This is a genomic window from Pseudomonas sp. o96-267, assembly GCF_003935465.1.
In the GTDB taxonomy this organism is placed as follows: Bacteria; Pseudomonadota; Gammaproteobacteria; order Pseudomonadales; family Pseudomonadaceae; genus Aquipseudomonas; species Aquipseudomonas sediminis.
In genome coordinates this window covers 23,482-45,737 of record NZ_RHQP01000026.1, presented here as the reverse complement: position 1 = coordinate 45,737, position 22,256 = coordinate 23,482, and the positions used below count along the sequence as shown (strand labels likewise).

General features: G+C 62.1%; 19 protein-coding genes. 14 read left to right on the top strand and 5 right to left on the bottom strand.

Annotated features, from left to right (window positions below; all coding sequences use genetic code 11):
• Positions 1–309 precede the first annotated feature (309 nt).
• Positions 310–1,998 (top strand): long-chain-fatty-acid--CoA ligase FadD1, encoded by a 1,689-nt coding sequence (gene fadD1, locus EGJ86_RS17460; RefSeq protein WP_125835972.1) that lies wholly within the window; start codon positions 310–312, stop codon positions 1,996–1,998.
• Positions 1,999–2,076: 78 nt separating this feature from the next.
• Here the strand turns inward: fadD1 and EGJ86_RS17455 are convergent, their stop codons facing one another.
• Positions 2,077–3,561, bottom strand: coding sequence for a PLP-dependent aminotransferase family protein (locus EGJ86_RS17455; protein WP_125835971.1), 1,485 nt, complete (start codon positions 3,559–3,561; stop codon positions 2,077–2,079).
• A 108-nt stretch (positions 3,562–3,669) separates the two neighbouring features.
• On the opposite strand from EGJ86_RS17455, the gene EGJ86_RS17450 reads away from it, so the two are divergent.
• From EGJ86_RS17450 to glyA, 4 genes are read left to right on the top strand one after another with little or no spacing between them, the layout of a single operon-like run.
• On the top strand, positions 3,670–4,911 hold the full coding sequence (locus EGJ86_RS17450; RefSeq protein WP_125835970.1) for a benzoate/H(+) symporter BenE family transporter: 1,242 nt from the start codon (positions 3,670–3,672) through the stop codon (positions 4,909–4,911).
• A complete protein-coding gene (locus EGJ86_RS17445) occupies positions 4,911–5,714 on the top strand; it encodes a YggS family pyridoxal phosphate-dependent enzyme (protein ID WP_125835969.1) in 804 nt (267 codons plus the stop codon). The genes EGJ86_RS17450 and EGJ86_RS17445 overlap by 1 nt, the downstream gene beginning before the upstream one ends.
• Before the next feature lie 37 nt (positions 5,715–5,751).
• A complete protein-coding gene (locus EGJ86_RS17440) occupies positions 5,752–6,933 on the top strand; it encodes an aspartate aminotransferase family protein (RefSeq protein ID WP_125835968.1) in 1,182 nt (393 codons plus the stop codon).
• Between the two features lie 19 nt (positions 6,934–6,952).
• Positions 6,953–8,227 (top strand): serine hydroxymethyltransferase, encoded by a 1,275-nt coding sequence (glyA, locus tag EGJ86_RS17435; RefSeq protein WP_125835967.1) that lies wholly within the window; start codon positions 6,953–6,955, stop codon positions 8,225–8,227.
• Between the two features lie 123 nt (positions 8,228–8,350).
• Here glyA and EGJ86_RS17430 read toward each other — a convergent pair whose 3' ends face one another.
• Positions 8,351–9,529, bottom strand: a complete 1,179-nt coding sequence (locus EGJ86_RS17430) for a cyanate transporter (RefSeq protein WP_125835966.1) — start codon at positions 9,527–9,529, stop codon at positions 8,351–8,353.
• Positions 9,526–10,428 carry a DMT family transporter gene (locus EGJ86_RS17425; protein ID WP_125835965.1) on the bottom strand — a complete coding sequence of 301 codons (903 nt, stop codon included), beginning with the start codon at positions 10,426–10,428 and terminating at the stop codon, positions 9,526–9,528. Before EGJ86_RS17425 ends, EGJ86_RS17430 begins: the two co-directional genes overlap by 4 nt.
• 83 nt (positions 10,429–10,511) lie before the next feature.
• Here EGJ86_RS17425 and EGJ86_RS17420 point away from each other — a divergent pair, with 83 nt between their 5' ends.
• The 4 genes from EGJ86_RS17420 to EGJ86_RS17410 all read left to right on the top strand — a co-directional run bounded on the left by EGJ86_RS17420 (position 10,512) and on the right by EGJ86_RS17410 (position 12,841).
• Complete coding sequence (locus EGJ86_RS17420) at positions 10,512–11,015, top strand: MarR family winged helix-turn-helix transcriptional regulator (protein WP_125835964.1); 504 nt, start codon at positions 10,512–10,514, stop codon at positions 11,013–11,015.
• A gap of 207 nt (positions 11,016–11,222) precedes the next feature.
• On the top strand, positions 11,223–11,501 hold the full coding sequence (locus EGJ86_RS25395) for a hypothetical protein (protein ID WP_256672470.1): 279 nt from the start codon (positions 11,223–11,225) through the stop codon (positions 11,499–11,501).
• A gap of 37 nt (positions 11,502–11,538) precedes the next feature.
• Entirely contained in the window at positions 11,539–11,979 is a 441-nt protein-coding gene (locus EGJ86_RS25390; RefSeq protein ID WP_256672469.1) for a hypothetical protein, read from the top strand.
• Between the two features lie 145 nt (positions 11,980–12,124).
• Positions 12,125–12,841, top strand: coding sequence for a DUF6683 family protein (locus EGJ86_RS17410; protein WP_125835963.1), 717 nt, complete (start codon positions 12,125–12,127; stop codon positions 12,839–12,841).
• 24 nt (positions 12,842–12,865) lie between these two features.
• On the opposite strand, the gene EGJ86_RS17405 is transcribed toward EGJ86_RS17410, so the two are convergent.
• Entirely contained in the window at positions 12,866–13,759 is an 894-nt protein-coding gene (locus tag EGJ86_RS17405; protein WP_125835962.1) for a LysR family transcriptional regulator, read from the bottom strand.
• A gap of 95 nt (positions 13,760–13,854) precedes the next feature.
• Between EGJ86_RS17405 and EGJ86_RS17400 the strand changes: the two genes are divergently transcribed.
• Positions 13,855–15,021, top strand: a complete 1,167-nt coding sequence (locus EGJ86_RS17400) for an MFS transporter (protein ID WP_125835961.1) — start codon at positions 13,855–13,857, stop codon at positions 15,019–15,021.
• A gap of 51 nt (positions 15,022–15,072) precedes the next feature.
• Here EGJ86_RS17400 and EGJ86_RS17395 read toward each other — a convergent pair whose 3' ends face one another.
• Positions 15,073–15,522, bottom strand: a complete 450-nt coding sequence (locus tag EGJ86_RS17395; RefSeq protein ID WP_125835960.1) for a carboxymuconolactone decarboxylase family protein — start codon at positions 15,520–15,522, stop codon at positions 15,073–15,075.
• A 699-nt stretch (positions 15,523–16,221) separates the two neighbouring features.
• Between EGJ86_RS17395 and EGJ86_RS17390 the strand changes: the two genes are divergently transcribed.
• The 4 genes from EGJ86_RS17390 (at position 16,222) to hrpA (ending at position 22,194) form a co-directional block, all read left to right on the top strand.
• Positions 16,222–16,491, top strand: a complete 270-nt coding sequence (locus EGJ86_RS17390; protein ID WP_125835959.1) for a hypothetical protein — start codon at positions 16,222–16,224, stop codon at positions 16,489–16,491.
• A complete protein-coding gene (locus EGJ86_RS17385; RefSeq protein WP_125835958.1) occupies positions 16,475–17,167 on the top strand; it encodes a hypothetical protein in 693 nt (230 codons plus the stop codon). Before EGJ86_RS17390 ends, EGJ86_RS17385 begins: the two co-directional genes overlap by 17 nt.
• On the top strand, positions 17,164–17,775 hold the full coding sequence (locus EGJ86_RS17380; RefSeq protein ID WP_218565887.1) for a hypothetical protein: 612 nt from the start codon (positions 17,164–17,166) through the stop codon (positions 17,773–17,775). Before EGJ86_RS17385 ends, EGJ86_RS17380 begins: the two co-directional genes overlap by 4 nt.
• Before the next feature lie 402 nt (positions 17,776–18,177).
• Positions 18,178–22,194 carry an ATP-dependent RNA helicase HrpA gene (gene hrpA, locus EGJ86_RS17375; protein WP_125835956.1) on the top strand — a complete coding sequence of 1,339 codons (4,017 nt, stop codon included), beginning with the start codon at positions 18,178–18,180 and terminating at the stop codon, positions 22,192–22,194.
• Positions 22,195–22,256 lie beyond the last annotated feature (62 nt).

The window sequence follows — 22,256 nt, the reverse complement described above, 5'->3', positions numbered from 1 at the left end:
CGCCAAAGCCTGTTGCATGCGCTACCGCACTGCATCGGTCACACTTACGCGCTAGGCTCCAAACGCTGCAATATGCGAGCTAGAGGCTTTTCGCGGATTATCGGCGGAAAATACAGGTCGTGACTTTTTGGTCTTTTTTGGTCACTTTTGCGACTGCGTGGGCCGTGCTTGGTGCTGGTGGGCCTCTGGCAAAGCTGCTACTCTCGGCGCGCTTCCGGGCCCTGGGGTCAGCGGGAAAGCGAGCTATACACACAACAAACAACCGCCTTCGCGCGGTGAAGATCAGCTGTTGCTTAGGAGTGGGCTTCCATGACCGAAAACTTCTGGAAGGACAAGTATCCCGTTGGGGTTGCTGCCGAAATCAATCCCGACCAGTACCTGAACATCCTTGCGGTACTGAAAGAGTCCTGCCAACGCTTCGCCGACAAGCCTGCTTTCAGCAACCTGGGCAAGACGCTCACCTACGGCGAGATGTACAAACTCTCCGGGGACTTCGCCGCCTACCTGCAAAAGCACACCGGTCTCAAGCCCGGCGACCGCATCGCCGTGCAACTGCCCAACGTGTTGCAATACCCCATCGTGGTCTTCGGTGCCATGCGCGCCGGCCTGGTGGTGGTCAACACCAACCCGCTGTATACCGCGCGGGAAATGGAGCACCAGTTCAACGACTCCGGCGCCAAGGCGCTGATCTGCCTGGCCAACATGGCCCACCTGGCCGAGCAGGTCGTACCCAAGACCGGCGTCAAGACCGTGATCGTCACCGAAGTTGGCGACATGCTGCCGACCTTCAAGCGTCTGCTGGTCAACTTCGTGATCAAGCACGTGAAGAAGATGGTGCCGGCCTACAACCTGCCGCAGGCCGTCAAGCTCAACGACGCCCTGGCCAAGGGCCGCGGCCAGGGCTTCAGCGAAGCCAACCCGAGCAACGACGACATCGCCGTGCTGCAGTACACCGGCGGCACCACCGGCGTGGCCAAGGGCGCCATGCTCACCCATCGCAACCTGGTGGCCAACATGCTGCAGGTCAAGGAGCTGATGGGCGCCAACCTCAATGAAGGTTGCGAGGTGCTGATCGCGCCGCTGCCGCTCTATCACATCTACGCCTTCACCTTTCACTGCATGGCGATGATGCTGATCGGCGGCCACAACATCCTGCTGACCAACCCGCGCGATCTGCCGGCCGTGGTCAAGGACCTGGCCAAGTACCGCTTCACCGGCTTCGTCGGCCTCAATACCCTGTTCGTTGCCCTGTGCAACAACGAGGACTTTCGCAAGCTGGACTTCTCCAGTCTGAAGCTCACCGTCTCCGGCGGCATGGCCCTGCAGCTGGCCACGGCCGAGCGCTGGAAGGAAGTCACCGGTTGCGCCATTTGCGAAGGCTTCGGCATGACCGAAACCAGCCCGGTGGCTACGGTCAACCCGTTCAGCGCCATCCAGCTCGGCACCATTGGCATTCCGGTGCCATCGACCCTGTGCCGCATCATCAATGACGACGGCCAGGAGCTGGCCATCGGCGAAATCGGCGAGCTGTGCGTGAAAGGCCCGCAGGTGATGAAGGGCTACTGGCAGCGCCAGGAAGCCACCGATGAAATCCTCGATGCCGATGGCTGGCTGAAGACCGGCGATATCGGCCTGATCCAGGAAGACGGCTACCTGCGTATCGTCGACCGCAAGAAGGACATGATTCTGGTGTCCGGCTTCAACGTCTACCCGAACGAACTGGAAGACGTGCTGGCAACCCTGCCGGGTGTGCTGCAGTGTGCCGCCATCGGCATCCCGGACGAGAAATCCGGCGAGGCGATCAAGGTGTTCGTGGTGGTCAAACCAGGCGAGAGCGTGACCAAGGAGCAGGTGATGGAACACATGCGCGCCAACCTCACCGGCTACAAGGTGCCCAAGGCCGTCGAGTTCCGCGACGTGCTGCCGACCACCAACGTCGGCAAGATCCTGCGTCGCGAATTGCGCGACGAAGAGCTGAAGAAGCTGGGCAAGAAGTGATTCGATCCAGCTGAAACGAAAACCCGCCACGGCGGGTTTTTTGTTGCCTGCCGTTCAGGGCCCATCACTCAGTCCGACTCAACGGCACAGGCGTTGCAGCAGCTGCGCCAGCTTCTTCACGGCCGGCTCCAACTCGTGCGGTGCATGGGCGGCGAAGCCCATGAGGAAGCCGGACATGCGACGCTCGGTGGCGTGCAGGGCGCTGAGCCCGAGCAGGTCGATTCCGGCCTGTCGCGCGGCGGCCACCAGTTCGTCTTCGTCGATGTTGCGGATGAACGTGCAGGGCATCTGCATGCCGCCACCGGGTACCTGTGTTTCGACGAATTCGCTGAGGTGCTCACGCACCAGGCGCGCCAGCACATCACGGCGTTCGGCATAGACGGCGCGCATGGTACGAATGTGCGCGCCGAAGTGGCCGCCCTCGATGAAGCGAGCGAGGGTGAGCTGCGGTATCGGTGCGCTGTGCCCGTCGAGCAGGGTGCGGGCGACGGTCATCGGCGCGACCAGCGCGGGCGGCAGCACCATATAGCCGATGCGCAGGCCGGGAAACAGCGACTTGGTGAAGGTGCCGATATAGATCGTGCGTTCGTGCGGATCGAGCCCTTGCACGCAGGCTGTGGGTTTGCCAGCGTAGTGGAATTCGCTGTCGTAGTCGTCTTCGATGATCCAGCCCTGCTGGCGCTGCGCCCACTCGATGATGGCCAGGCGGCGATCCAGTGCCAGCGTCGCGCCCGTCGGGAACTGGTGCGATGGGGTGAGGAACACCGCCCTGGCGGATTTGCCATCGTGACTCAGCCGCTCCACCTGCATGCCGTGCTCATCCAGCGGCACCGGTACACACTCGAGGCCGGCGGCCTCGAAGGCTTTGCGTGCACCGTGGTAGGCCGGGTCTTCGATGAAGATGCGTTCGCCCGCATCGAGCAACATGGTGGCGCACAGCGTCAGCGCCTGCTGCGAACTGGTGAGGATCAGCACGCGTTCCGCCGTGGCGCTGGCGCCCCGTTCGAGGTTGATGTAGTCGGCGATGGCGCGGCGCAGTGTCTCCACACCTTGCGGCGGGCTGTGCAGCAGCGCTTGATGGCCATACTCCTTGAGTACCTGGCGCTGCAGGCGCTCCCAGGTCTGCAGGGGAAAGTTGCGAGGCTCCGGCACGCCAGGGGCGAATGGACGTGGCATCAGAAAATCGCGCACACCACCATTCGCGAACATGGCATCGCCGCGCTGGCTGAGACGTGGCGGTGCCTGGCGCGATGGCGTGCGCCTGGCCTTGCCACGCCCCGGCAGGCGTTGTGTGCGTGGCGAGACGAAACTGCCGCTGCCCACACGACGTTCGATGAAGCCCTCGGCATGCAACTGGCCGTACGCCGCTTCGACCGTATCGCGCGATACCTCCAGGGATTTGGCCAGGGCGCGTGATGCCGGCAATGGCTTGCCCACGTCGAGCACGCCATCGAGGATCAACTGGCGAATCGCCCGCTGCACGCGCAAGTGCAGGGGCTGGCCGTCATGCGCCGGGTCGCCGATCCAGGCTTTGACGGATTCGAGCTGGGCATGTTTGAACAATTGGTCGGTATCTCTTTGTGAAAATGGCAGGATAAATCAGGCCATTCTAGGCCTATAACGGTGCCTCGCAAGCCTTCTCCCCATTCTTTCAGGAGTCCTTGTCAGGCCATGTCTGCCAACCCTTTGTCTTCGTCTATCCACTTTGGCGATCTTGCTCATCCCGTCGTGGCGGGGCTGATCTCGGTCATCGTCAACTACGGCGGCACCTTCATTCTGGTATTCCAGGCCGCCAAGATGGCAGGCCTCAGTCCTGAGCTGACGGCCTCCTGGGTGTGGTCGATCTCCATTGGTGTGGGTGTGACGGGCATCCTGCTGAGTTGGATTGCCCGAGCGCCGATCATCACCGCCTGGTCGACGCCGGCCGCAGCATTTCTGGTGACGGCGCTGGCGACCACGCCTTACGCCGAGGCCGTGGGCGCCTACCTGATCTCGGCGGCGGCCTTCGTCCTGCTGGGCTTGTCCGGCTGGTTCGAGCGGGTCATCCGCCTGATTCCGAACGGGGTAGCGGCCGGGTTGCTGGCGGGTATCCTGCTGCAGTTCGGAATCGGCGCGTTCGCCAGCGTCAGCCTCGATCCGCTGCTGGCCGGAGTGCTGATCGTCAGCTACCTGCTGTTCAAGCGCTTGAGCGCACGCTATGCGGTGGTCGGCATCCTGTTGCTGGGCCTGGCCTTTCTGCTGTTGCAGGCGCGTGTCGACCTGTCGGCAGTGAGCCTGACACTGGCGGCGCCGGTATTCACCTTGCCGGCGTTTTCGCTCAACGCGCTGCTGAGCGTGGCGCTGCCGCTGTTCCTGATTACCCTGACCGGGCAATACATGCCTGGCATGCTGGTGTTGCGCAACGATGGCTTCACCACCAGCGCCAATCCCATCGTCACCATCACCGGGCTCGGTTCCCTGCTGATGGCGCCATTCGGCTCGCATGCCTTCAATCTTGCCGCGATCACTGCAGCCATCTGTACCGGGCGTGAGGCTCACGAAGACCCGTCCAAACGCTGGATCGCCGGGATCGCCGCCGGCGTGCTGTACATCCTGGTCGGCGTATTCGGCGTCACCCTGGCGGCGGTGTTCATGGCCTTTCCGGCGACCTTCATCAGCACGCTGGCTGGGCTGGCACTGCTCGGCACCATCGGCGGCAGCCTGGCCGGTGCCATGGTCGACGCGAAGACTCGCGAGGCATCGTTGATCACCTTTCTGGCAGCGGCTGCCAACATCAACCTGCTAGGGATCGGTGGCGCGTTCTGGGGACTGGTGATCGGCTTGCTGGCTTACGCCTTGCTCAACGCACGTTGGTCGCAACCGGTGGCGCAGCCCTCGGCGGTAGAGCTGCCCTTGAACAAGGAGGCGAACTGATGCCGGTACCTGGCGCGACAGCGACTCACCACGACAACCACGGGCGTTACCCCGAGGCCGCCTCGGTCGAGGATTTTCGCCACAACCTGGCCGAGGTACAGCGGCGCATCGAGGCGGCTTGCCGGCGTGTTGATCGTGCCCCGGCCACGGTGCGCCTGCTACCGGTGAGCAAGACCAAGCCCGAAGCCAGCCTGCGTATGGCCTATGCCGCCGGTTGCCGGATGCTCGGCGAGAACAAGGTGCAGGAGGCGCATGGCAAGTGGCAGGCCATGAAGGATCTGAGCGATCTGCAATGGTCGGTGATCGGTCACCTGCAGACCAACAAGGCCAAGCTGGTGGCGCGCTTTGCCACGGAATTCCAGGCGCTGGACAGCCTGCGCCTGGCCGAGGCGCTGGATCGCCGCCTGCAGGTCGAGGGCCGTGCGCTGGACGTGTTCGTGCAGGTCAACACCTCCGGCGAGGCCAGCAAGTACGGCCTGGCCCCGGAAGATGTAGCGGCCTTCGTCCAGGCACTGCCGGCATTTTCCGCCTTGCGGGTGCGCGGGCTGATGACCCTGGCGCTGTTCTCCAGCGAGGCCGAGCGGGTACGCCAGTGCTTCGTGCGTCTGCGTGAGCTGCGTGACCGACTGCGCCAGGACGCGCCGTCCGGCGTCGAGTTGGAGGCGCTGTCGATGGGCATGTCCGGGGATTTCGAGATCGCCATCGAAGAGGGCGCCACGGTGGTGCGCGTCGGCCAGGCGATCTTCGGTGCGCGGTCATTGCCGGATAGCCACTACTGGCCGGGCGCCGTGCCCGCTGAATAACCCTGATCCTTTCCACTGCTGCCGTGAGGTTCGATCCATGTCCACCGCTCATTCCCATCTGATGCGTGCCTATGCCCGCCAACCGCTGTCCTTCGTTCGTGGCAGCGGTGCGCTGCTGTGGGACGAGCAAGGCGTGGAGTACCTCGATGCCATCGCCGGCGTGGCGGTCACCAGCCTCGGCCATGCGCACCCGGAGATCACTGCGGTCATCGCCGAGCAGGCCGGGATGCTGCTGCACACCTCCAACGTCTTTCGCATCGACTGGCAGGAGCGTCTGGGCGAGCGCCTCTGCGCGCTCACCGGGATGCAGCGGGCGTTCTTCTGTAACTCGGGCGCCGAGGCCAACGAGGCGGCCCTCAAGCTGGCGCGCCTGCATGGCCAACGCAAGGGCGTCGCCAGGCCCACCGTGCTGGTGATGGATAACGGCTTCCATGGGCGCACCATCGGCACGCTGTCCGCCTCGGGCAACCCGGCGAAGCAGGCCGGCTTCGAGCCCTTGCTCGATGGCTTCGTGCGCGTGCCCTACGACGATATCGAGGCCGTGCGCCAGGCCGCCGAACAGCACCCGGACATCGTCGCGGTGCTGCTCGAGCCGGTGCAGGGTGAGGGCGGCATCCGCGTCGCCAGCATCGCCTACCTGCGCGAACTGCGGGCCCTGTGCGACCGCCATGGCTGGCTGCTGATGCTCGACGAGATCCAGGCCGGCATGGGCCGTACCGGCGCCTGGTTCGGCCACCAGCATGCGGGCATCACGGCCGACGTGATGACCCTGGCCAAGGCCCTGGGCAATGGCCTGCCCATCGGCGCCTGCTTGGCGCGCGGTGAGGCCGCCGAGCTGTTCTCTCCGGGCCTGCATGGCTCCACCTTCGGCGGCAACCCGCTGGCCTGTCGGGTGGCCTGCAGCGTGCTCGACATCATGCAGCGCGACGACCTGCCACTGCGCGCCGCCGTGCTCGGCGAGCGTCTGCTCGGGCGTTTGCAGCAGGTGCTGGGCGATCACCCGGACGTCATCGCCATTCGTGGCCGAGGCCTGATGGTCGGCATCGAGTTGAGCCGCCCCTGCAAGGAACTGGTGGGGCGTGCACTGAGCGAACAACGCCTGCTGATCACCGTGACCCGTGACAGCACCATCCGCCTGCTGCCGGCGCTGATCTGCAGCGAAGCGCAGATCGACGACATCGCCCAGCGCATTACCCAGCTACTGAAACCTGCGAACTGACCCACGAGGAAATAACCCCATGTATGACGCTGCCCTGAGCCTGGCCGATTTCGACCCCGAACTGGCCGAGGCCGTGCGCCTCGAAGAAGGCCGCCAGGAGGATCACGTCGAGCTGATCGCCTCCGAGAACTACGCCAGCCCGCTGGTAATGGCGATCCAGCACTCGGTCTTCACCAATAAGTACGCCGAAGGCTACCCCGGCAAGCGCTACTACAGCGGTTGCGAGCATGTGGACGTGGCCGAGCGCCTGGCCATCGAGCGGCTCAAGGCGTTGTTCGATTGCGACTACGCCAACGTCCAGCCGCACGCCGGGGCCCAGGCCAATGCGGCAGTATTCCTGGCGCTGACTAACCCAGGCGACACCGTGATGGGCATGAATTTGGCGCAGGGTGGCCACCTGACGCATGGCAACCCGTCCAACTTTTCCGGGCGGCATTACCGCATCGTGCCCTATGGCCTGAACCCCGAAACCGGGCTGATCGACTACGACGAGATGGAGCGCATCGCCCTGGAGACCCGGCCGAAAATGCTGATCGGCGGCTTCTCCGCCTATTCGCGGCCCAAGGACTGGGCGCGCATGCGCGCCATCGCCGACAAGGTGGGTGCCATTTTCTGGGTGGACATGGCGCATGTCGCCGGCCTGGTGGCGGCGGGTGAATACCCCAGCCCGTTGCCCCATGCCCATGTGGTCACCAGCACCACCCACAAGACCCTGCGCGGCCCGCGCGGCGGCATCATCCTGGCCAAGGGGCAGGGCGAGGACTTCTACAAGCGGCTCGATTCCGCGGTATTCCCCGGCATCCAGGGCGGCCCGCTGATGCATGTGATCGCCGCCAAGGCGATCGCCTTCAAGGAAGCGCTGCAACCCGAGTTCAAGACCTATCAACGCCAGGTATTGAGCAATGCCCGGGCCATGGCCGCTGTGCTGCAGCAGCGTGGCTATCGCATCGTCTCGGGCGGCACCGACAACCACCTGATGCTGATCGACCTGTCCGACCGGCCCTATACCGGCAAGGAGGCGGATGCAGCCCTGAGCGACGCGCACATCACCGCGAACAAGAACTCGGTGCCCAATGACCCACGCTCGCCATTCGTGACCTCGGGGCTGCGCATCGGCACGCCGGCCGTGACCACGCGCGGCTTCGGCATCGCCGAATGCGAGCGCCTGGCCGGCTGGCTGTGCGACGTGCTGGATGCCCTGGTGGCAGACAAGGAAACACATGTGGCCGTGCGTGACCGAGTGCGCCAGGACGTGACCGAACTGTGCCGGCGCTTTCCGGTGTACGGACAATAGGGCCGTAGGGCGCACCGGCGCACCTGCTGCTCGGAAGCGTACGCCACTGGAGTTTCGAGTGGTTGCCCTGGTGCCAGGCGTGGCATGGTCTGGCGGGCTACTCGCTTCGCTCGTGAGGCCGGCCTACGCGCTGGGTTCGGAGGGCGTCGTATGGAAGCGTCCGCTGCCCGGCTTGAACTGCGTTGCCATGGCCAGCAGCACCAGGGTGGCTACGGCCATCGCCAGCCAGCTCAGGCGCAGGTCGGCGGTGTACTGGCGCAGCAGGCCGGCCAGGAATGGTGCCGTGGCGGCGATCAGGTAGCCGCCACCCTGCACGAAGGCCAGCAGGTCGCCGGTCTGGCGCGGGTCGTCCAGATGATCCTGGGCTACCACCAGCGACAGCGGGAACAGCGCACCGATGCCTATACCCAGCAGGATGCAGATCGGCACCACCAACTGCAGCGGCGCGAAGATCAGGCCGAGCAGGCCGACCAGCAGCGCAACCAATACTACCGCCAGCAGCACACGCCGATCCGGGTAGCGCGGTAGCAGGCTCGATACCAGCAAGCCGGCGAACACCTCGCACAGCGTCAGCGCCGCCAGCAGCAGACCGCTCGACTGCGCGCTCCAGCCCAGCCCGGTGTAGTAGGGCGGCAACCAGGCCAGCACCAGGGTGTAGCCGGCGGTACCGACACCGAAGAAGCTCATCAGCAGCCAGGCTCTGGGTGAACGCCAGACGTTCAACTGAGGCACATCGGCCGATGCTGCCAGCGCTTGCTTGGGGGCTGCGCGTTGCCAGAGCGCGGTTGCCAACAAGGCCGGCAGCGTCCAGCTCGCAAGCGCCCATGACCAGCCCAGCGACTGCGCCAGCCAGGGCGTCAGCGCCGCACCGAAGGCCGCGCCACCCATGATCGCGCAGCTGTAGAAGCCGATCAGCCGGCTACTGTCCGCGGCGAAGCGCGACTTGATCAGGCCCGGCACAAGCGCCTGCACGAAAGCGATCCCCGCGCCGGCCAGCAATGCGGTGACGATCAGGATGCTGGAGTCGGGTAGCACGCCGCGCGTCAGGCAGGCGAGGGCGATTAACAGTACGCCCACGAAAATCCCGTTGCGCTCGCCCAGGCGTTTGCGCAGCAGGCCGGCGGCCAGAGCGCCGAGGCCCATGATGACGACTGGCAGGCTGGTCAGCAGGCTGGCGCCGATATGATCCAGGCCGGTGTCGAGCTGGATGCGGTCGAGCAGCGGGCCGATGGCCGCCAACACCGGGCGCAGGTTCAGGCCGAGCAGGACGATGGCTATCAGCAACAGTGTCTGGCGCTTCATGCCTTGGCATCCTGCGCGCCCCGCCAGGCCACCAGCAGCACGCCGCCGACGATGCACAGCGCCGCCAGTAGCATCGACAAGCTGCCCTGTTCGCCGAGCAGGCCGATGGCGATGGCCGCGCCAGTGATCGCCGCTACCGAGCCGATCTGGCTGAGAAATACCGTGCCAGCCAGGTTCTGTAGAACGAAGAACAGCGCATAAACGGCCGCGAACAGCAGCATCTGCAAGGCCAGCAGGCCCACGGCCGCAGTACCTTGCAAACGCGGCGCGAGGTCGACGCCGAACAGGCCCAGCGGCACCAGCAGCAGTGCGCCGCCGAGCAGCATGCCGGGGGCCAGGGACAGTGGGCTGGCGCCCTGCGGCCAGTAGCGGGCGCGGTAGATGTTGCCGAGTGCCAGAAACACGGGCACGCAGAGCGCCGCCAGCACCCACAGCAGGGGGCTGTCACCGGCGTTGAGCTTACCCAGTGCCAGTAGCAGGCTGCCGGCCAGACCGATGCAGATGCCCAGCAGACGAATGCGGCTCAGTCCCTCCATGCGCAAAGCCAGGGCCAGCAGGTAGGTGATCAGAGGCGGGAAGGCCAGGCACATCGAGGCGAACCCGGCGCCGACATGGCCGATGGAGCTGAACAGCAAACCATTCGGCACTGCGATGCTGAGCAGCCCGGAGGCCAGGTAATACCCCAGCAACCCGGGGCTGATGCCGGGGCGCTCGCCGCGTATCCAGGTGAACAGCAACAGCAGCAAACCGCCGCCCAGCAAGCTCCAGAGCAGGTAGGCCATGGCCGGCCAGCCGACGTTGCCGGCCAGTTTCACCAGGATGCTGGTCAGTCCCATCAGAGCCCCGATGGTCACCAATAGTGACAAGGCGAGAACAGGACGAAATTGGGAGCCGGGCATGCAGCTGTCTCCTGAGGATGGATGCGTTACGATGCAAACATTCTTTTTGAAAAGTATCTTGATAGCAAGATAAAAGGGGCAGCATGCAAGACCGCGCACAATTGGCTGCCGAGCAGTGGCTTCGACAGCGCCCGGATCTGGATGGTTTTTCCATGGCGGTGATTGGCCGTCTGGCTGAGCTGAGCCAGGTGATCAGCCGCGATCACCTGTTGCCGTTCTTCGCCGAACACGGGCTGCAGGCCGGCGAGTTCGACCTGCTCGCTACCCTGCGTCGCTCGGGTGAGCCCTATGCGTTGATGCCGACAGCGTTGTACGAGAGCGCGATGATTTCCTCGGGCGGCATGACCAGTCGTATCGACCGCCTGGAAAAGGCCGGGCTGATCGAGCGGCGCAAGCATCCGTCCGACCGCCGTGGCGTGCTGGTGGCGCTGACCCCAGCTGGCTTCGAATTGATCGACGGTATGCTCGCGGCCCATGTGGCCAATCTGCAGCGCGTGCTCACAGGATTGACCGCTGCCGAGCAGCGCACGTTGCATGATTTACACGGCAAGTTGTTGGCGGGGTTGGCGCAGCAGGGTGCCGAGTGATTGAACTGTGGGAGGCTGTTTTCGATCTCACCCACACTACGCGAGTGCGCGTCCATGACGCTCTCCGTGCTGCTACCAGTACGCGGATGCTGGAGCACGTGTAGAGCGTGGCATTGATCAAAGTGGACTTGAAGGTCGAAGCATCCGAGTTGACGCTTCAGCGTTTTGAGCCACGATCTTCTGGCGGTATAGCGAAAAGGCGCACATATGGAATCGGTCTGGATCGCTGCGGGTGTCTTCGTATGTCTGCTGTCGGCATCCCTGCTCATGATGCATTGGTATCCCAAACTCTCGGCTCGCCACCGAGACGAAGAAACCAACACGGTGGTTCGCCTGGTCGCCAACATCTTTGTGGTCATGACCTCGCTGGTGTTCGGCCTGATGATCAATTCGGCCAAGAACACTTTCGAAGCGATCGACAGCAACATGCACACCTATGCAACCAGCCTGATCGATCTTCGATCGAACACTGAAGACCTACGGTGACAAGGCGCAGGACACGCGCCAGCACCTGGCCGCCTACGTGGAGCACGCTATCGCCAATCCTTATCGCGGCGATGAAGCACTGCAGCATCGAGCGAGCCCCGCTACTCAGTTTCTGGATGAGATCGGTGTGGTCCTGGCTGCCATCAAGCCCGAAACCCGTTATCAAGAAACCATGCTCAGCGACCTTCGTCAGCAGTACCACTCACTCATAGAACAGCGCTGGCGAATCGTGGAGCAGTCCGAAGGGACGATACCGATGCCACTCATCGGCATGCTTGTCGCGTGGATGACGCTGATCTACGCCAGCTTTGGCTATCGCGCGCCGAACAACCCGATGGTGATTGGCATGTTCGCCTTGTCTGCGCTGCTGATTGCCGCTTCCGTGTATCTGGTTCTGGACATGGATATTCCTTTCCATGGGCCGATACAGATATCAGACGCGCCATTGCGTAGAGCCTTGGCGGAAATGCAGATGTAGTGCGGGTTTCGCAGGGAGAGAGTCACCAGGAAAAGCGACTGATTTATTTTCGGTGTGGCTGGTCTGATTCAGTGCTCATTCCTTTTTTGTTAGCGGTAGGGATCGGTCGCTCTGTTCTCTACGACGAGACTAATGGAAATATGCCATGCATCTTCTACGCATCCACGCCATCGCCTTGGGCGTTATGTTTCTGGTCGGCCCTGCCGCGGCACAGGTGAATATCGGTATTTGGGGCAACGGTATTCTAGGCCAGGCCGCTCTTCGGAATGCCCAGGAGGCAGCCGGCCAGGGCGCTGACGATGACGAGTCTGAAACCTCTGCGCGGGCTCGACCGGAAGAGCCTGCCGCGCTGTCCTTTACTCGTTCAGGTGATTTGAGCCGCCAGATCGAAGAGGGTGTCGCACAGCGCCTGTCCGAGATGGTCTCGGTGCAGTTCCAGATGAAAGACCCGTCATCTCTGGTAAGAACTGCAGGCACTCGCGCCATATACCGGCAAGAGCTGAAGAAACGCGGCCTACCGGAGAATTCTCTCAGTGGCGCTACGGCGCTGTTCCTAGCCGTCGGTTGGGAGTTGGCTAACGGGCGCCCGTTGTCGGAGGCGCAAACAGCAGCCATTTTCCGGCAGACCGCTGGCGGGCTGCAGCGGTCCCCTCTGGCTCGCAAGAGTGGGCCTGAGCTCCAGCAGGAGTCCGAGATACGCTTGATAATCACCGCGTTGTGGCTGGAGGAGGCACGTGTACGTTCATCGTCATCTCGGTCGACACAGGACCTAGCCGATGCGGTCAGGAGCGACTTGAAGGCGATCACTCGCAATGACATGCGCGCCTATGAAGTGACCGAGAACGGGTTCACCGGGCGCTAGTGTCTCGGTAGTCGGGTGACCCGCTTACATCCGATGCTGTTCCACCAGGTAATCCACGAACACCCGCACCCGCGCTGGCATTGTCGGGCCGCCGATGAACACTGCATGAATTGGCTCCCGGTCGTCGGGGTTGAAGGCTTGCAGCAGCGGCACCAGATCGCCGCGCTGCAGGTCTTCGGCCACGCTGAATTCACCGATGCGCGCGATGCCGGCGCCGACCCGGGCAAATTGCGCCAGTGCCTCGCCGCTGCTGCATTCGATATTGCCGCAGACCTTGAGCGAGAACACCTGGCCATCGCGGATGAACGGCCAGTTGGGTTCGGCACGGCGGAAGTTGAAGCGCAGGCAGTTGTGCTGCAGCAGGTCTTCCGGCCGCTGCGGCGTTCCATGGCGTTGCAGATAGTCGGGGGAGGCCACCACCACTTGGCCGGTTTCGCCGACTTTTCGTGCGGTCAACGGGCTGTCCGGCAGATGGCCGAAGCGTATGGCCACGTCGGCCTGGCCGCCGAGAATGTCGACCACTTCGTCGCCCAGGCTGAGGTCGACGGTGATGTTCGGGTAACGCGCGCTGAAGGCCGCCACCAGCGGCACGATGGTCATCCGCCCATGGCCGAGCGCGGCACTCACGCGCAAGCGGCCCCGTGGCACGCCCTGATCGGCGATGGCTTCTTCGACCTCCGCCATATCGGCAAGGATGCGCCGTGCACCACGCAGGTACGCCTCGCCCTCGGCGGTAAAGGTGATCGCGCGGGTGGTGCGCAGCAGCAGGCGTGTGCCAAGGCGCTGCTCGGTACGCGCGATGATCCGGCTGACCGCCGAGGGCGTCAGCCCCAGTGCACGTGCGGCGGCCGACAGGCTGCCTTCCTCCGCCACGGTGGCGAACACCACCATGTCGCCTGACCTGCCGTTGAAATCCATTTGTGCTCCGTAAGCAAAGGTGTTTGCCAGAAATGCCATCTACCGCCGCCAAGGTTTGGATCCTAGCATTCGCGGCATAGATGAGGAGCCTTTCCATGCGTATCAATCCACCACTCGTTGCACTCGCCATCGGTGCCTTTGGCATCGGCGTTACCGAGTTCGCCCCCATGGGCATGTTGCCGGGCATTGCCAGCGATCTCGGCGTTTCCATTCCTGCTGCCGGCCTGCTGGTCAGCGCCTACGCGCTGGGTGTGTTGCTCGGCGCGCCACTGATGACGCTGACTACCGGCAAGATTCCCCGGCGCTACCTGCTGATCGGGCTGATGGCCATCTTCACCCTGGGCAACCTGATGTCGGCCCTGGCCACCGATTACTACAGCCTGCTGATCGCGCGGGTGGTGACCTCGCTTAACCACGGCGCCTTCTTCGGCGTCGGCTCCATCGTTGCCGCCAGTGTGGTCGCGCCAGACAAGCGCGCAGGGGCGGTGGCAGCGATGTTCATGGGTCTGACCCTGGCGACCATCGGCGGCGTACCGCTGGCGGCCTGGTTCGGTGAGGTACTTGGCTGGCGCACGGCGTTCTGGGGCATCACTGGGCTCGGTGTGCTGGCGATGGTCTCGCTATGGTTCGCGCTGCCCAACGTGCCGCTGCCGAAGAGCGACGGCGTGCTGGCGGAAATCCGCGTGCTGGGCCGTGGCCCGGTGCTGGCGGCACTGGCTCTGACCGTAATCGGCTCCAGCGCGATGTTCACCGTGTTCACCTATATCGCGCCGATCCTCAGCAGCGAGACCCAGGCGTCCACCGCCTTCATCACCGCTATGCTGGTGCTGTACGGCATCGGCCTGACACTGGGCAATGTGTGGGGCGGCAAGGCGGCGGATCGCTCCGTCGACCGCACCCTGATCGTCTCGCTGAGTGCGCTGATCCTGGTCTTGCTGGCCTTCACCGTACTGATGCGCTGGCCGCTGCCGGCCGCCGTGGCCATCCTGATCTGGGGCATCGCCAGCTTCGCCATCGTGCCGCCACTGCAGATGCGCGTGATGGAAGCGGCCAAGGAAGCACCCAACCTGGCCTCGGCGGTGAATATCGGCGCCTTCAACCTCGGTAACGCCATCGGCGCGGCACTGGGCGGAGCGGTGATCAAGGCGGGGTTAGGCTACCCGGCGATCTCGCTGGCTGGCGCGGCGATGGCCGGGCTGGGACTGCTGATGGTGCTGGGGTTTGCCTGGCGCTCCAGGGCAGTGACGGCTGCGGCGATCTAAGAGAGCGGCAATTGGGAAGGGGAGGATTAAATGAATCCACCCCTTTCCGGTTTACGCCTTCGCAGCAGGGCTCAAGCGAAAGCTGACGCCCATGCGGTTGAACGCGTTCATGGCTGCGATAGCGGCCGTGAGGTCGACCAGGTCTTTCGGATTGAATGCGGACGATGCTGCGGCATAGGCCTCGTCAGAAGCATGCGTTTCGCTGACCATCGTCACTTCTTCCGTCCAGGCCAAGGCGGAACGTTCCTGCTCGGAAAACAGATGCGCGGCCTCATGCCAGACCGGCACCAGAACGAGCTTATCTACTGACATACCTCCCTTAATCAGATCTCGCGAATGGATATCGATGCAGTGCGCGCATCCATTGATTTGCGATGTCCGCAAGAACACGAGATGGATGAGCTGAGGCGGCAGGTTCGTTCCGGTGGTGACGAAATGGTGCAGCCCTCCCAGCGCTTTGGCTGCAGCGGGTGAAGCCTCAAACCAGTCAAGACGAGTCATAGAGCAGTACCCTTTATGGATGGGGGAGTCGGTAAGGTCTGCTCAATTAAGGCAGTTAAGAGGATTAAGGTATTGATCCAATTAAAGGCTTAATGAATGGTCCACTTTGCGGCGTGGCCGTTGTTGCTTTTGATGCCGTGTGGAGCGGCTGATCTTCTGTTCAGCGTCCATCGCTCAGCCATTAGCCTAGAGGAGAGCGTTGCGATGCTTGGGCTTCGGGCTACATGAAAGCCTTGCAAGCGGGTTCGTGGCCGCTCAGCTCTGTGACCGGAGTACGATGGCTCCCGCGCCCGGCTTGGAAGCAAGCCCATGGCGCTCTGCGTCGCAGCGCAGCACGCAACTGCCCGTGGTAGACGCGGGAGCATCGAGGGCTGCATCCCCACGCAGAGCGTGGGAACGATCATGGTTAGCCCGGGAAAGGGACGCTAACCGGCCAGAAGCGGACTGTTGCCCAGTAAATAAATCTGTCCTCTTTTCCCGCTAGTGTTCCAGGGTGGCAGCGGTGATGGAGGTGTGCAGGTGATGTGAGAGCGTGATTGACGGTGCTGGGCGCACCGGCGACGCAGTACGCTTTTTGCTATATCTGGTGGAATGCTCGCCGGCGCTCCTAGGTCTATTCTGTGCGTTAATGGCTCCCTCGGGAGGCTCACGTTTTAAACCTAGCGTGCTATGCTCGGCTACGTTGCGTCGCAGTCTTACATGGCGATCACTACCGATGCTTATATGTTAATTGGAAAAGACATGTCGAAAGTTATAAAGGAAAGCTTAAAACGTCACACTGCTCCCTCGTTGGTTTCTGGGTTCAAAGCTGCTCAGACCTCAAGCGTGATTATCGTTGATTTCATTACTGCACTTCCTGAGGAACCTCAAGCTATCTTTGATTCAGTGGCTTTGACTAGAGATGTTGCTGAGAATTTAGTTAATGCTCTAACGGGATTCTTGGAAGATAGTGATGGCGAAGAAAATTGAGGCTGATGCGCCTGCTACAAGCTTTGATCATTCTTATATAAGTGGTCATATTGTAAGGTTCGTGGAATCATCGCGTTTGCAGAAAAAGAAAGCTCAGGAAACTATTGGGTCTGAGTTTAAGTCTCGTTTTTTCTACACTGAAAGTCTTACCGAGGTATGCGGGCAAAGGGATCGTTATTTTGTAGATGAAAGATTGTCTTGGTATGATGCTATTGAAAGTGGGGGGTTAAGGCCGAGCATAGATAGAGACGGAAATGTTAGGCTTTTTAGTGAAGGGGTCAAGAATTCTCAGCATGCAAAGTGGTGTGAGATTATTGAGGTAATGGCTAGTCAATGGATTGAAAGAGAGAGTTTTAGGGGGGGGCAAGCGGCGGAACACAAAAGCGTTGATTTAATATTGCAGGCTTTGACGCAGCTCACTCGTTATCTTCCGGAGTTGCAACAAAGGCAGCCAAACTATTTTTTGGACGTTGAAACTTACAAGATTGGGGTTACCTTGCAGGGTGAGGGGACACTGACTCTTTTGATAGGTGGGAATTCTGAGGTTGAGTATTCTTATGCTCAGCGCCAAGAAAAAGGCACAGTGCGAATCTCAGGGATTGCCAAGCTTACAACTAATATAAGAAATTCAAAGAATATATGGAAGTTGCTGAATCTTCAGGGGGTTTTGGGGTGACTGAATGCAATGCGGAAGCTCTGGTATATCGATATTTGAAGCCAAGTGATATCCGTTGTCAGTTGTGCTGGTCGCAGGTTGATAGTAGTGTGATCTTGGCGGAGTCGAAAGGTGGGGAGTTTGTCGAGTCTGCTACGTTTGACTTGCGTGCTGCTAGAAAGGAAAGTGCGGTGTCGTTTTTTAAGTCATTTAAAATGGATGATGCTAATAGAATACTGGATGTTTTGAATGAGTTGCGCTTTCGGAGGACGAGAGGTGGGAAGCTTGAGGATAAAGGCTTTGCTGTTAATGCGGGAATGATGCGAATAAATTACGAGCGTGCTCATGAAGATCTGAATGAAGAGCAGATAGTGGTTTTATTTGAGGATGATGATGGTGAGGATTCAGATAGAGAGTGTCGTCACTATGGTTTGAGTATTATTCCTAATGCAACTACTCCGCGAATTGAAATAATTAACGCATTGCTTGAGTTGTCTAGGTTTTTTGCACTAAAGCAAAGGTCAAAGAAGCCAGATACTCGTGAAATAATGGAATTCAGTGATGCGGAATCCGCATTCTTTACAATCGCTAGCAGTGTTGTTGTGGGAGGGTTGCCAACGGCCAGCTAGGTCATTGATGGTTATGTAATAGAAATTGGTTTTAGAAATTTATTTTTGTGTAATTTCTGTGATTTTCTTTGGGGTTATTGACTGGTCGTGCCGAGGGCGATTTCTTGCCTGCTGGAGAAGAGTTTGTCACTTCGTTATTGTTTTTTATTAAAATAATTGCCCTGTTTTCCTTGTGAGTGCCCGCGACATCACGGCGAACATTTGGCCTAGTAGTCACTCAACGCTAGTGCCTTTTTTGCTGCAAGCATGGCTCCAGCTCCTGAGACAGTACGCCTTTTGTTCTGGCTGGTGAACTGTTGGCTGGCGCTCCTGAGTCCACCCTACGCGCTGAACTCTCTCTCGGCAGCGGGCAGGGCTCGAATCTGCGACAATCCCGCCTTTGCCTTGATTGCCCCGATCCAGATGACTGACCTCGCCACGCTGCAGAACAACCTCGACCACGTCATGATCGCCGAGCGTCACCGCTTGCGTCGGCAGTTGCATGAGCTGCAGAAGCACCCTGACGAGGCCAAGCTGGCGCAGTGGCTGGAGCGTTTTCAGGCGGCCAGTGACAAGGTGGCGGCGCGGCGTAGCAGCATCCCCACGATGCGCTACGACGATGCGTTGCCGATTGCCGCCAAGCGCGATGAGATCAAGGCCGCGCTGGAGAAGAGCCAGGTGGTGGTGATCGCCGGTGAGACCGGCTCGGGCAAGACCACGCAGTTGCCGAAGATTTGTCTGGAGATCGGCCGGGGCGTGCATGGGCTGATTGGTCACACTCAGCCGCGTCGGCTGGCGGCGCGCAGTGTGGCCACGCGGGTGGCGGAAGAGATAGGCACGCCGCTGGGCGAACTGGTCGGTTATCAGGTGCGTTTCGAGGATCAGAGCAAGGACGGCACGCTGATCAAGCTGATGACCGACGGCATTCTGCTCGCCGAAACCCAGCACGACCGCTTTCTGGAGAAGTACGACACCATCATCGTCGACGAGGCGCACGAACGTAGCCTCAACATCGACTTCCTGCTCGGCTATCTGAAGACCCTGCTGCCGCGTCGCCCGGATCTGAAGCTGATCATCACTTCGGCGACCATCGATCTGGAGCGGTTCAGCAAGCACTTTAATGATGCGCCGATCATCGAGGTCTCCGGTCGTACCTATCCGGTGGAAACCTGGTATCGCCCGCTGGCGGCTGAGGTGGACGAGGAGGGCGAGCGTCTGCTCGATGACCTGTCCATCGACCAGGGCATTCTCGCCGCGCTGGACGAGATCACCGAGCACGAGCGCAGCGTGGGCCAGCGCCCCGGCGATGTGCTGGTGTTCCTGCCCGGCGAGCGCGAGATTCGTGAGGCCGCCGAGGTGCTGCGCAAGGCCAATCTGCGTTTTACCGAGGTGCTGCCGCTGTATGCACGGCTGACGCCGGCCGAGCAGCAGAAGATTTTCGCGCCCATGGCCGGGCGCAAGATCGTGCTGGCCACCAACGTCGCGGAAACCTCGCTGACCGTGCCGGGTATCCGCTACGTGATCGACAGCGGCACCGCACGCATCAGCCGCTATAGCTACCGCGCCAAGGTACAGCGCCTGCCCATCGAGCCGGTGTCGCAGGCCAGCGCCAACCAGCGCAAGGGCCGCTGCGGCCGGGTCGAGCCGGGTATCTGCATTCGTTTGTACAGCGAGGAAGATTTTCTCGGGCGCCCTGAATTTACCGACCCGGAGATTCTGCGCACCAACTTGGCGGCGGTGATTCTGCAGATGCTGCACCTGCGTTTGGGCAGCATCGAGGACTTCCCCTTTATCGAGCCGCCAGATGGCAAGGCCATCAGCGACGGCTTCAACCTGTTGCAGGAGCTGTCGGCGGTCAATCGCGAAAGCCAGCTCACGCCCATCGGCCGGCAACTGGCGCGCCTGCCCATCGACCCGCGCCTGGGGCGCATGGTGCTGGAAGGCGCCAAGCAGGGCAGCCTGGAGGAAATCCTTATCGTTGCCGCCGCGCTGTCGGTGCAGGATCCGCGCGAGCGACCGATGGATCGCCAGCAGGCCGCCGACCAGGCGCACGCGCAGTGGAAGGATGTCGATTCGGACTTCGCCGCGCTGATCAACCTGTGGCGCGGTTTTGAGGAAAAACGCCAGGAGCTGGGCAGCAACCCGCTGCGCACCTGGTGCAAGAAGAACTTCCTCAACTACATGCGCCTGCGCGAATGGCGCGATGCGCACCGGCAACTGGTGCTAATCGCCCGTGATCTGCAACTGATGGGCAAGGGCAGCCAGAGCCGCTCGGAGGCGCAGGGCGAGCAAACGGCTAACACGCCGCAGCCGACCAAGGACACCCGTGTCAACGCCATCGCCCGCCAGCAGGCCGAAGCCAGTGAGGCGGCGGTGCGGGCGAAGAATTACGCCGCCGTGCACAAGGCGATTCTCGCCGGCCTGCTCAGCCAGATCGGCCAGAAGACCGAGGAGGGCGACTACCTCGGCGCGCGCCAGCGGCGTTTCTGGATTCACCCGTCGAGTGTGATCGGGCGCAAGAAGCCCAACTGGATCATGGCCGCTGAGCTGGTGGAAACCACCAAGCTGTTCGCCCGTATGGTGGCGAAGATCGAGCCGGACTGGATCGAGCCGCTGGCCGGCCACCTGGTGAAGAAGAACCATCTGGAACCGCACTGGGAGAAGAAGCGCGGCCAGGTGGTGGCGTACGAGCAGGTCACCCTGTACGGCATGATCATCGTCGGTCGCCGCCCGGTGCATTACGGCCCCATCGACCCGCCTGTTTCGCGCGAGATGTTCATTCGCGAGGGGCTGGTGCGCGGCGAGATCAACAGCCGCGTGCGCTGCCTGACCGCCAACCGCCAGTTGCTCGAACGTCTCGACGAGCTGGAGGCCAAGTCGCGTCGCCGCGACATTCTCGCCGACGAGGAAACCCTGTTCGGCTACTACGATGCGCGTATCCCGCAGGACATCTACCAGGCTGCTAGTTTCGAGAGCTGGTACAAGAAAGGCAGCGCCGCCGACCCGCAGCTGTTGATCATGCGTGAGGAAGACGCCCTGGCTCGCGATGCCAAGGAAGTCACCGCCGCGCAGTACCCGGACACCTTGCGCATTGGCGAGCTGCAATTGCCGCTGAGCTATCACTTCGAGCCCAACCACCCGCGTGACGGCGTGACCCTGCGCGTGCCGGCGCCGCTGCTGCCGCAACTGCCGCCCGAGCGCCTTGAATGGCTGGTGCCGGGGCTGCTGGAGGCCAAGTGCATCGCCCTGGTGCGCGGCCTGCCCAAGGCGCTGCGCAAGAACTTCGTGCCGGTGCCGGACTTCGTTGGTGCGGCGCTGGACAAGCTGGTGTTTGGCCAGGGCTCGTTGCCGCAGGCGCTGGGGCATGAACTGCTGCGCATGACTGGCGCGCGGGTGTCCGACGAGGCCTGGGCGGAGGCTGCTGAAAGCATCGAAAACCACCTGAAGATGAACATTGAGGTGGTCGACGCTCAGGGCAAGTTCCTTGGCGAAGGTCGCGATCTGGCCGAGCTGACCGCACGTTTCGCCGAGGCCAGCCAGGCGGCCTTGGCCATCCCGCAGCAGAGCGACAAGCCGAAGGCGGTGGAGGCCAAAGCCTTTGCCGAAGTGGCCGAGAAGACGCAGCAGAAGATCGCCGGGCTTTCCATGACGGTCTACCCGGCCTTGGTGGAAGAAGGCGGAGTGGTCAAGGAAGGGCGCTTCCCGACTCAGGCCGAGGCCGACTTCCAGCACCGCCGCGCCCTGCAGCGCCTGCTCTTGCAGCAACTGGCCGAACAGGCCAAGTTCCTGCGCGGCAAGCTGCCGGGGCTGACCGAGCTGGGGCTGCTCTATCGCGACATCGGCCGCGTCGAGGCGCTGGTCGAGGACATTCTGTTGGCCAGCCTGGATGCCTGCATCCTCGAAGGCGAAGCCACGCTGCCGCGCGATGGGGCAGCTCTGGCGCAACTGGCCGAGCGCAAGCGCGGCGACTGGACGACGCATGCCGAACGTATCGCCCGCCAGGTGCTGGAAATCCTCAAGCTCAACCATGGCCTGCAGAAGCGCTTCAAGGGCAAGATCGACCTGGCCCAGGCGATGGCGCTCAACGATATCAAGCAGCAGCTCGCGGGCCTGGTGTATGCCGGCTTCGTGCGCGAGACGCCGGGCGAGTGGCTCAAGGAGATTCCTCGTTACCTCAAGGCCATCGAGCAGCGCCTGGACAAGGTGGGTGCGCAGGTGCAGCGCGACCGTGTGTGGACGGGTGAACTGGCCGGCTACTGGGAGCAGTACAAGGCCCGCGCTGCCAAGCATGCCCAGGAAGGCAAGCGTGATCCGGAGCTGACGCTGTACCGCTGGATGCTGGAGGAATACCGCGTGTCGCTGTTCGCCCAGCAACTGGGCACGAAGATGGCGGTATCGGACAAGCGCCTGAGCAAGCAGTGGACGCTGGTTGAAGGTTGATGATCGGCGCTCGCCCCGGTGCAGGGGCGAGCTATCCACTGATGAATGCGGAAACTGAAGAA

What these genes read in the sequence shown, in the direction of transcription:
- fadD1 (WP_125835972.1), top strand. Translation starts at nt 310, where the DNA reads ATGACCGAAAACTTCTGGAAGGACAAGTATCCCGTTGGGGTTGCTGCC.
- EGJ86_RS17450 (WP_125835970.1), top strand. Translation starts at nt 3,670, where the DNA reads ATGTCTGCCAACCCTTTGTCTTCGTCTATCCACTTTGGCGATCTTGCT.
- EGJ86_RS17445 (WP_125835969.1), top strand. Translation starts at nt 4,911, where the DNA reads ATGCCGGTACCTGGCGCGACAGCGACTCACCACGACAACCACGGGCGT.
- EGJ86_RS17440 (WP_125835968.1), top strand. Translation starts at nt 5,752, where the DNA reads ATGTCCACCGCTCATTCCCATCTGATGCGTGCCTATGCCCGCCAACCG.
- glyA (WP_125835967.1), top strand. Translation starts at nt 6,953, where the DNA reads ATGTATGACGCTGCCCTGAGCCTGGCCGATTTCGACCCCGAACTGGCC.
- EGJ86_RS17430 (WP_125835966.1), bottom strand. Translation starts at nt 9,529, where the DNA reads ATGAAGCGCCAGACACTGTTGCTGATAGCCATCGTCCTGCTCGGCCTG.
- EGJ86_RS17425 (WP_125835965.1), bottom strand. Translation starts at nt 10,428, where the DNA reads ATGCCCGGCTCCCAATTTCGTCCTGTTCTCGCCTTGTCACTATTGGTG.
- EGJ86_RS17420 (WP_125835964.1), top strand. Translation starts at nt 10,512, where the DNA reads ATGCAAGACCGCGCACAATTGGCTGCCGAGCAGTGGCTTCGACAGCGC.
- EGJ86_RS25395 (WP_256672470.1), top strand. Translation starts at nt 11,223, where the DNA reads ATGGAATCGGTCTGGATCGCTGCGGGTGTCTTCGTATGTCTGCTGTCG.
- EGJ86_RS17410 (WP_125835963.1), top strand. Translation starts at nt 12,125, where the DNA reads ATGCATCTTCTACGCATCCACGCCATCGCCTTGGGCGTTATGTTTCTG.
- EGJ86_RS17405 (WP_125835962.1), bottom strand. Translation starts at nt 13,759, where the DNA reads ATGGATTTCAACGGCAGGTCAGGCGACATGGTGGTGTTCGCCACCGTG.
- EGJ86_RS17400 (WP_125835961.1), top strand. Translation starts at nt 13,855, where the DNA reads ATGCGTATCAATCCACCACTCGTTGCACTCGCCATCGGTGCCTTTGGC.
- EGJ86_RS17395 (WP_125835960.1), bottom strand. Translation starts at nt 15,522, where the DNA reads ATGACTCGTCTTGACTGGTTTGAGGCTTCACCCGCTGCAGCCAAAGCG.
- EGJ86_RS17390 (WP_125835959.1), top strand. Translation starts at nt 16,222, where the DNA reads ATGGCGATCACTACCGATGCTTATATGTTAATTGGAAAAGACATGTCG.
- EGJ86_RS17385 (WP_125835958.1), top strand. Translation starts at nt 16,475, where the DNA reads ATGGCGAAGAAAATTGAGGCTGATGCGCCTGCTACAAGCTTTGATCAT.
- hrpA (WP_125835956.1), top strand. Translation starts at nt 18,178, where the DNA reads ATGACTGACCTCGCCACGCTGCAGAACAACCTCGACCACGTCATGATC.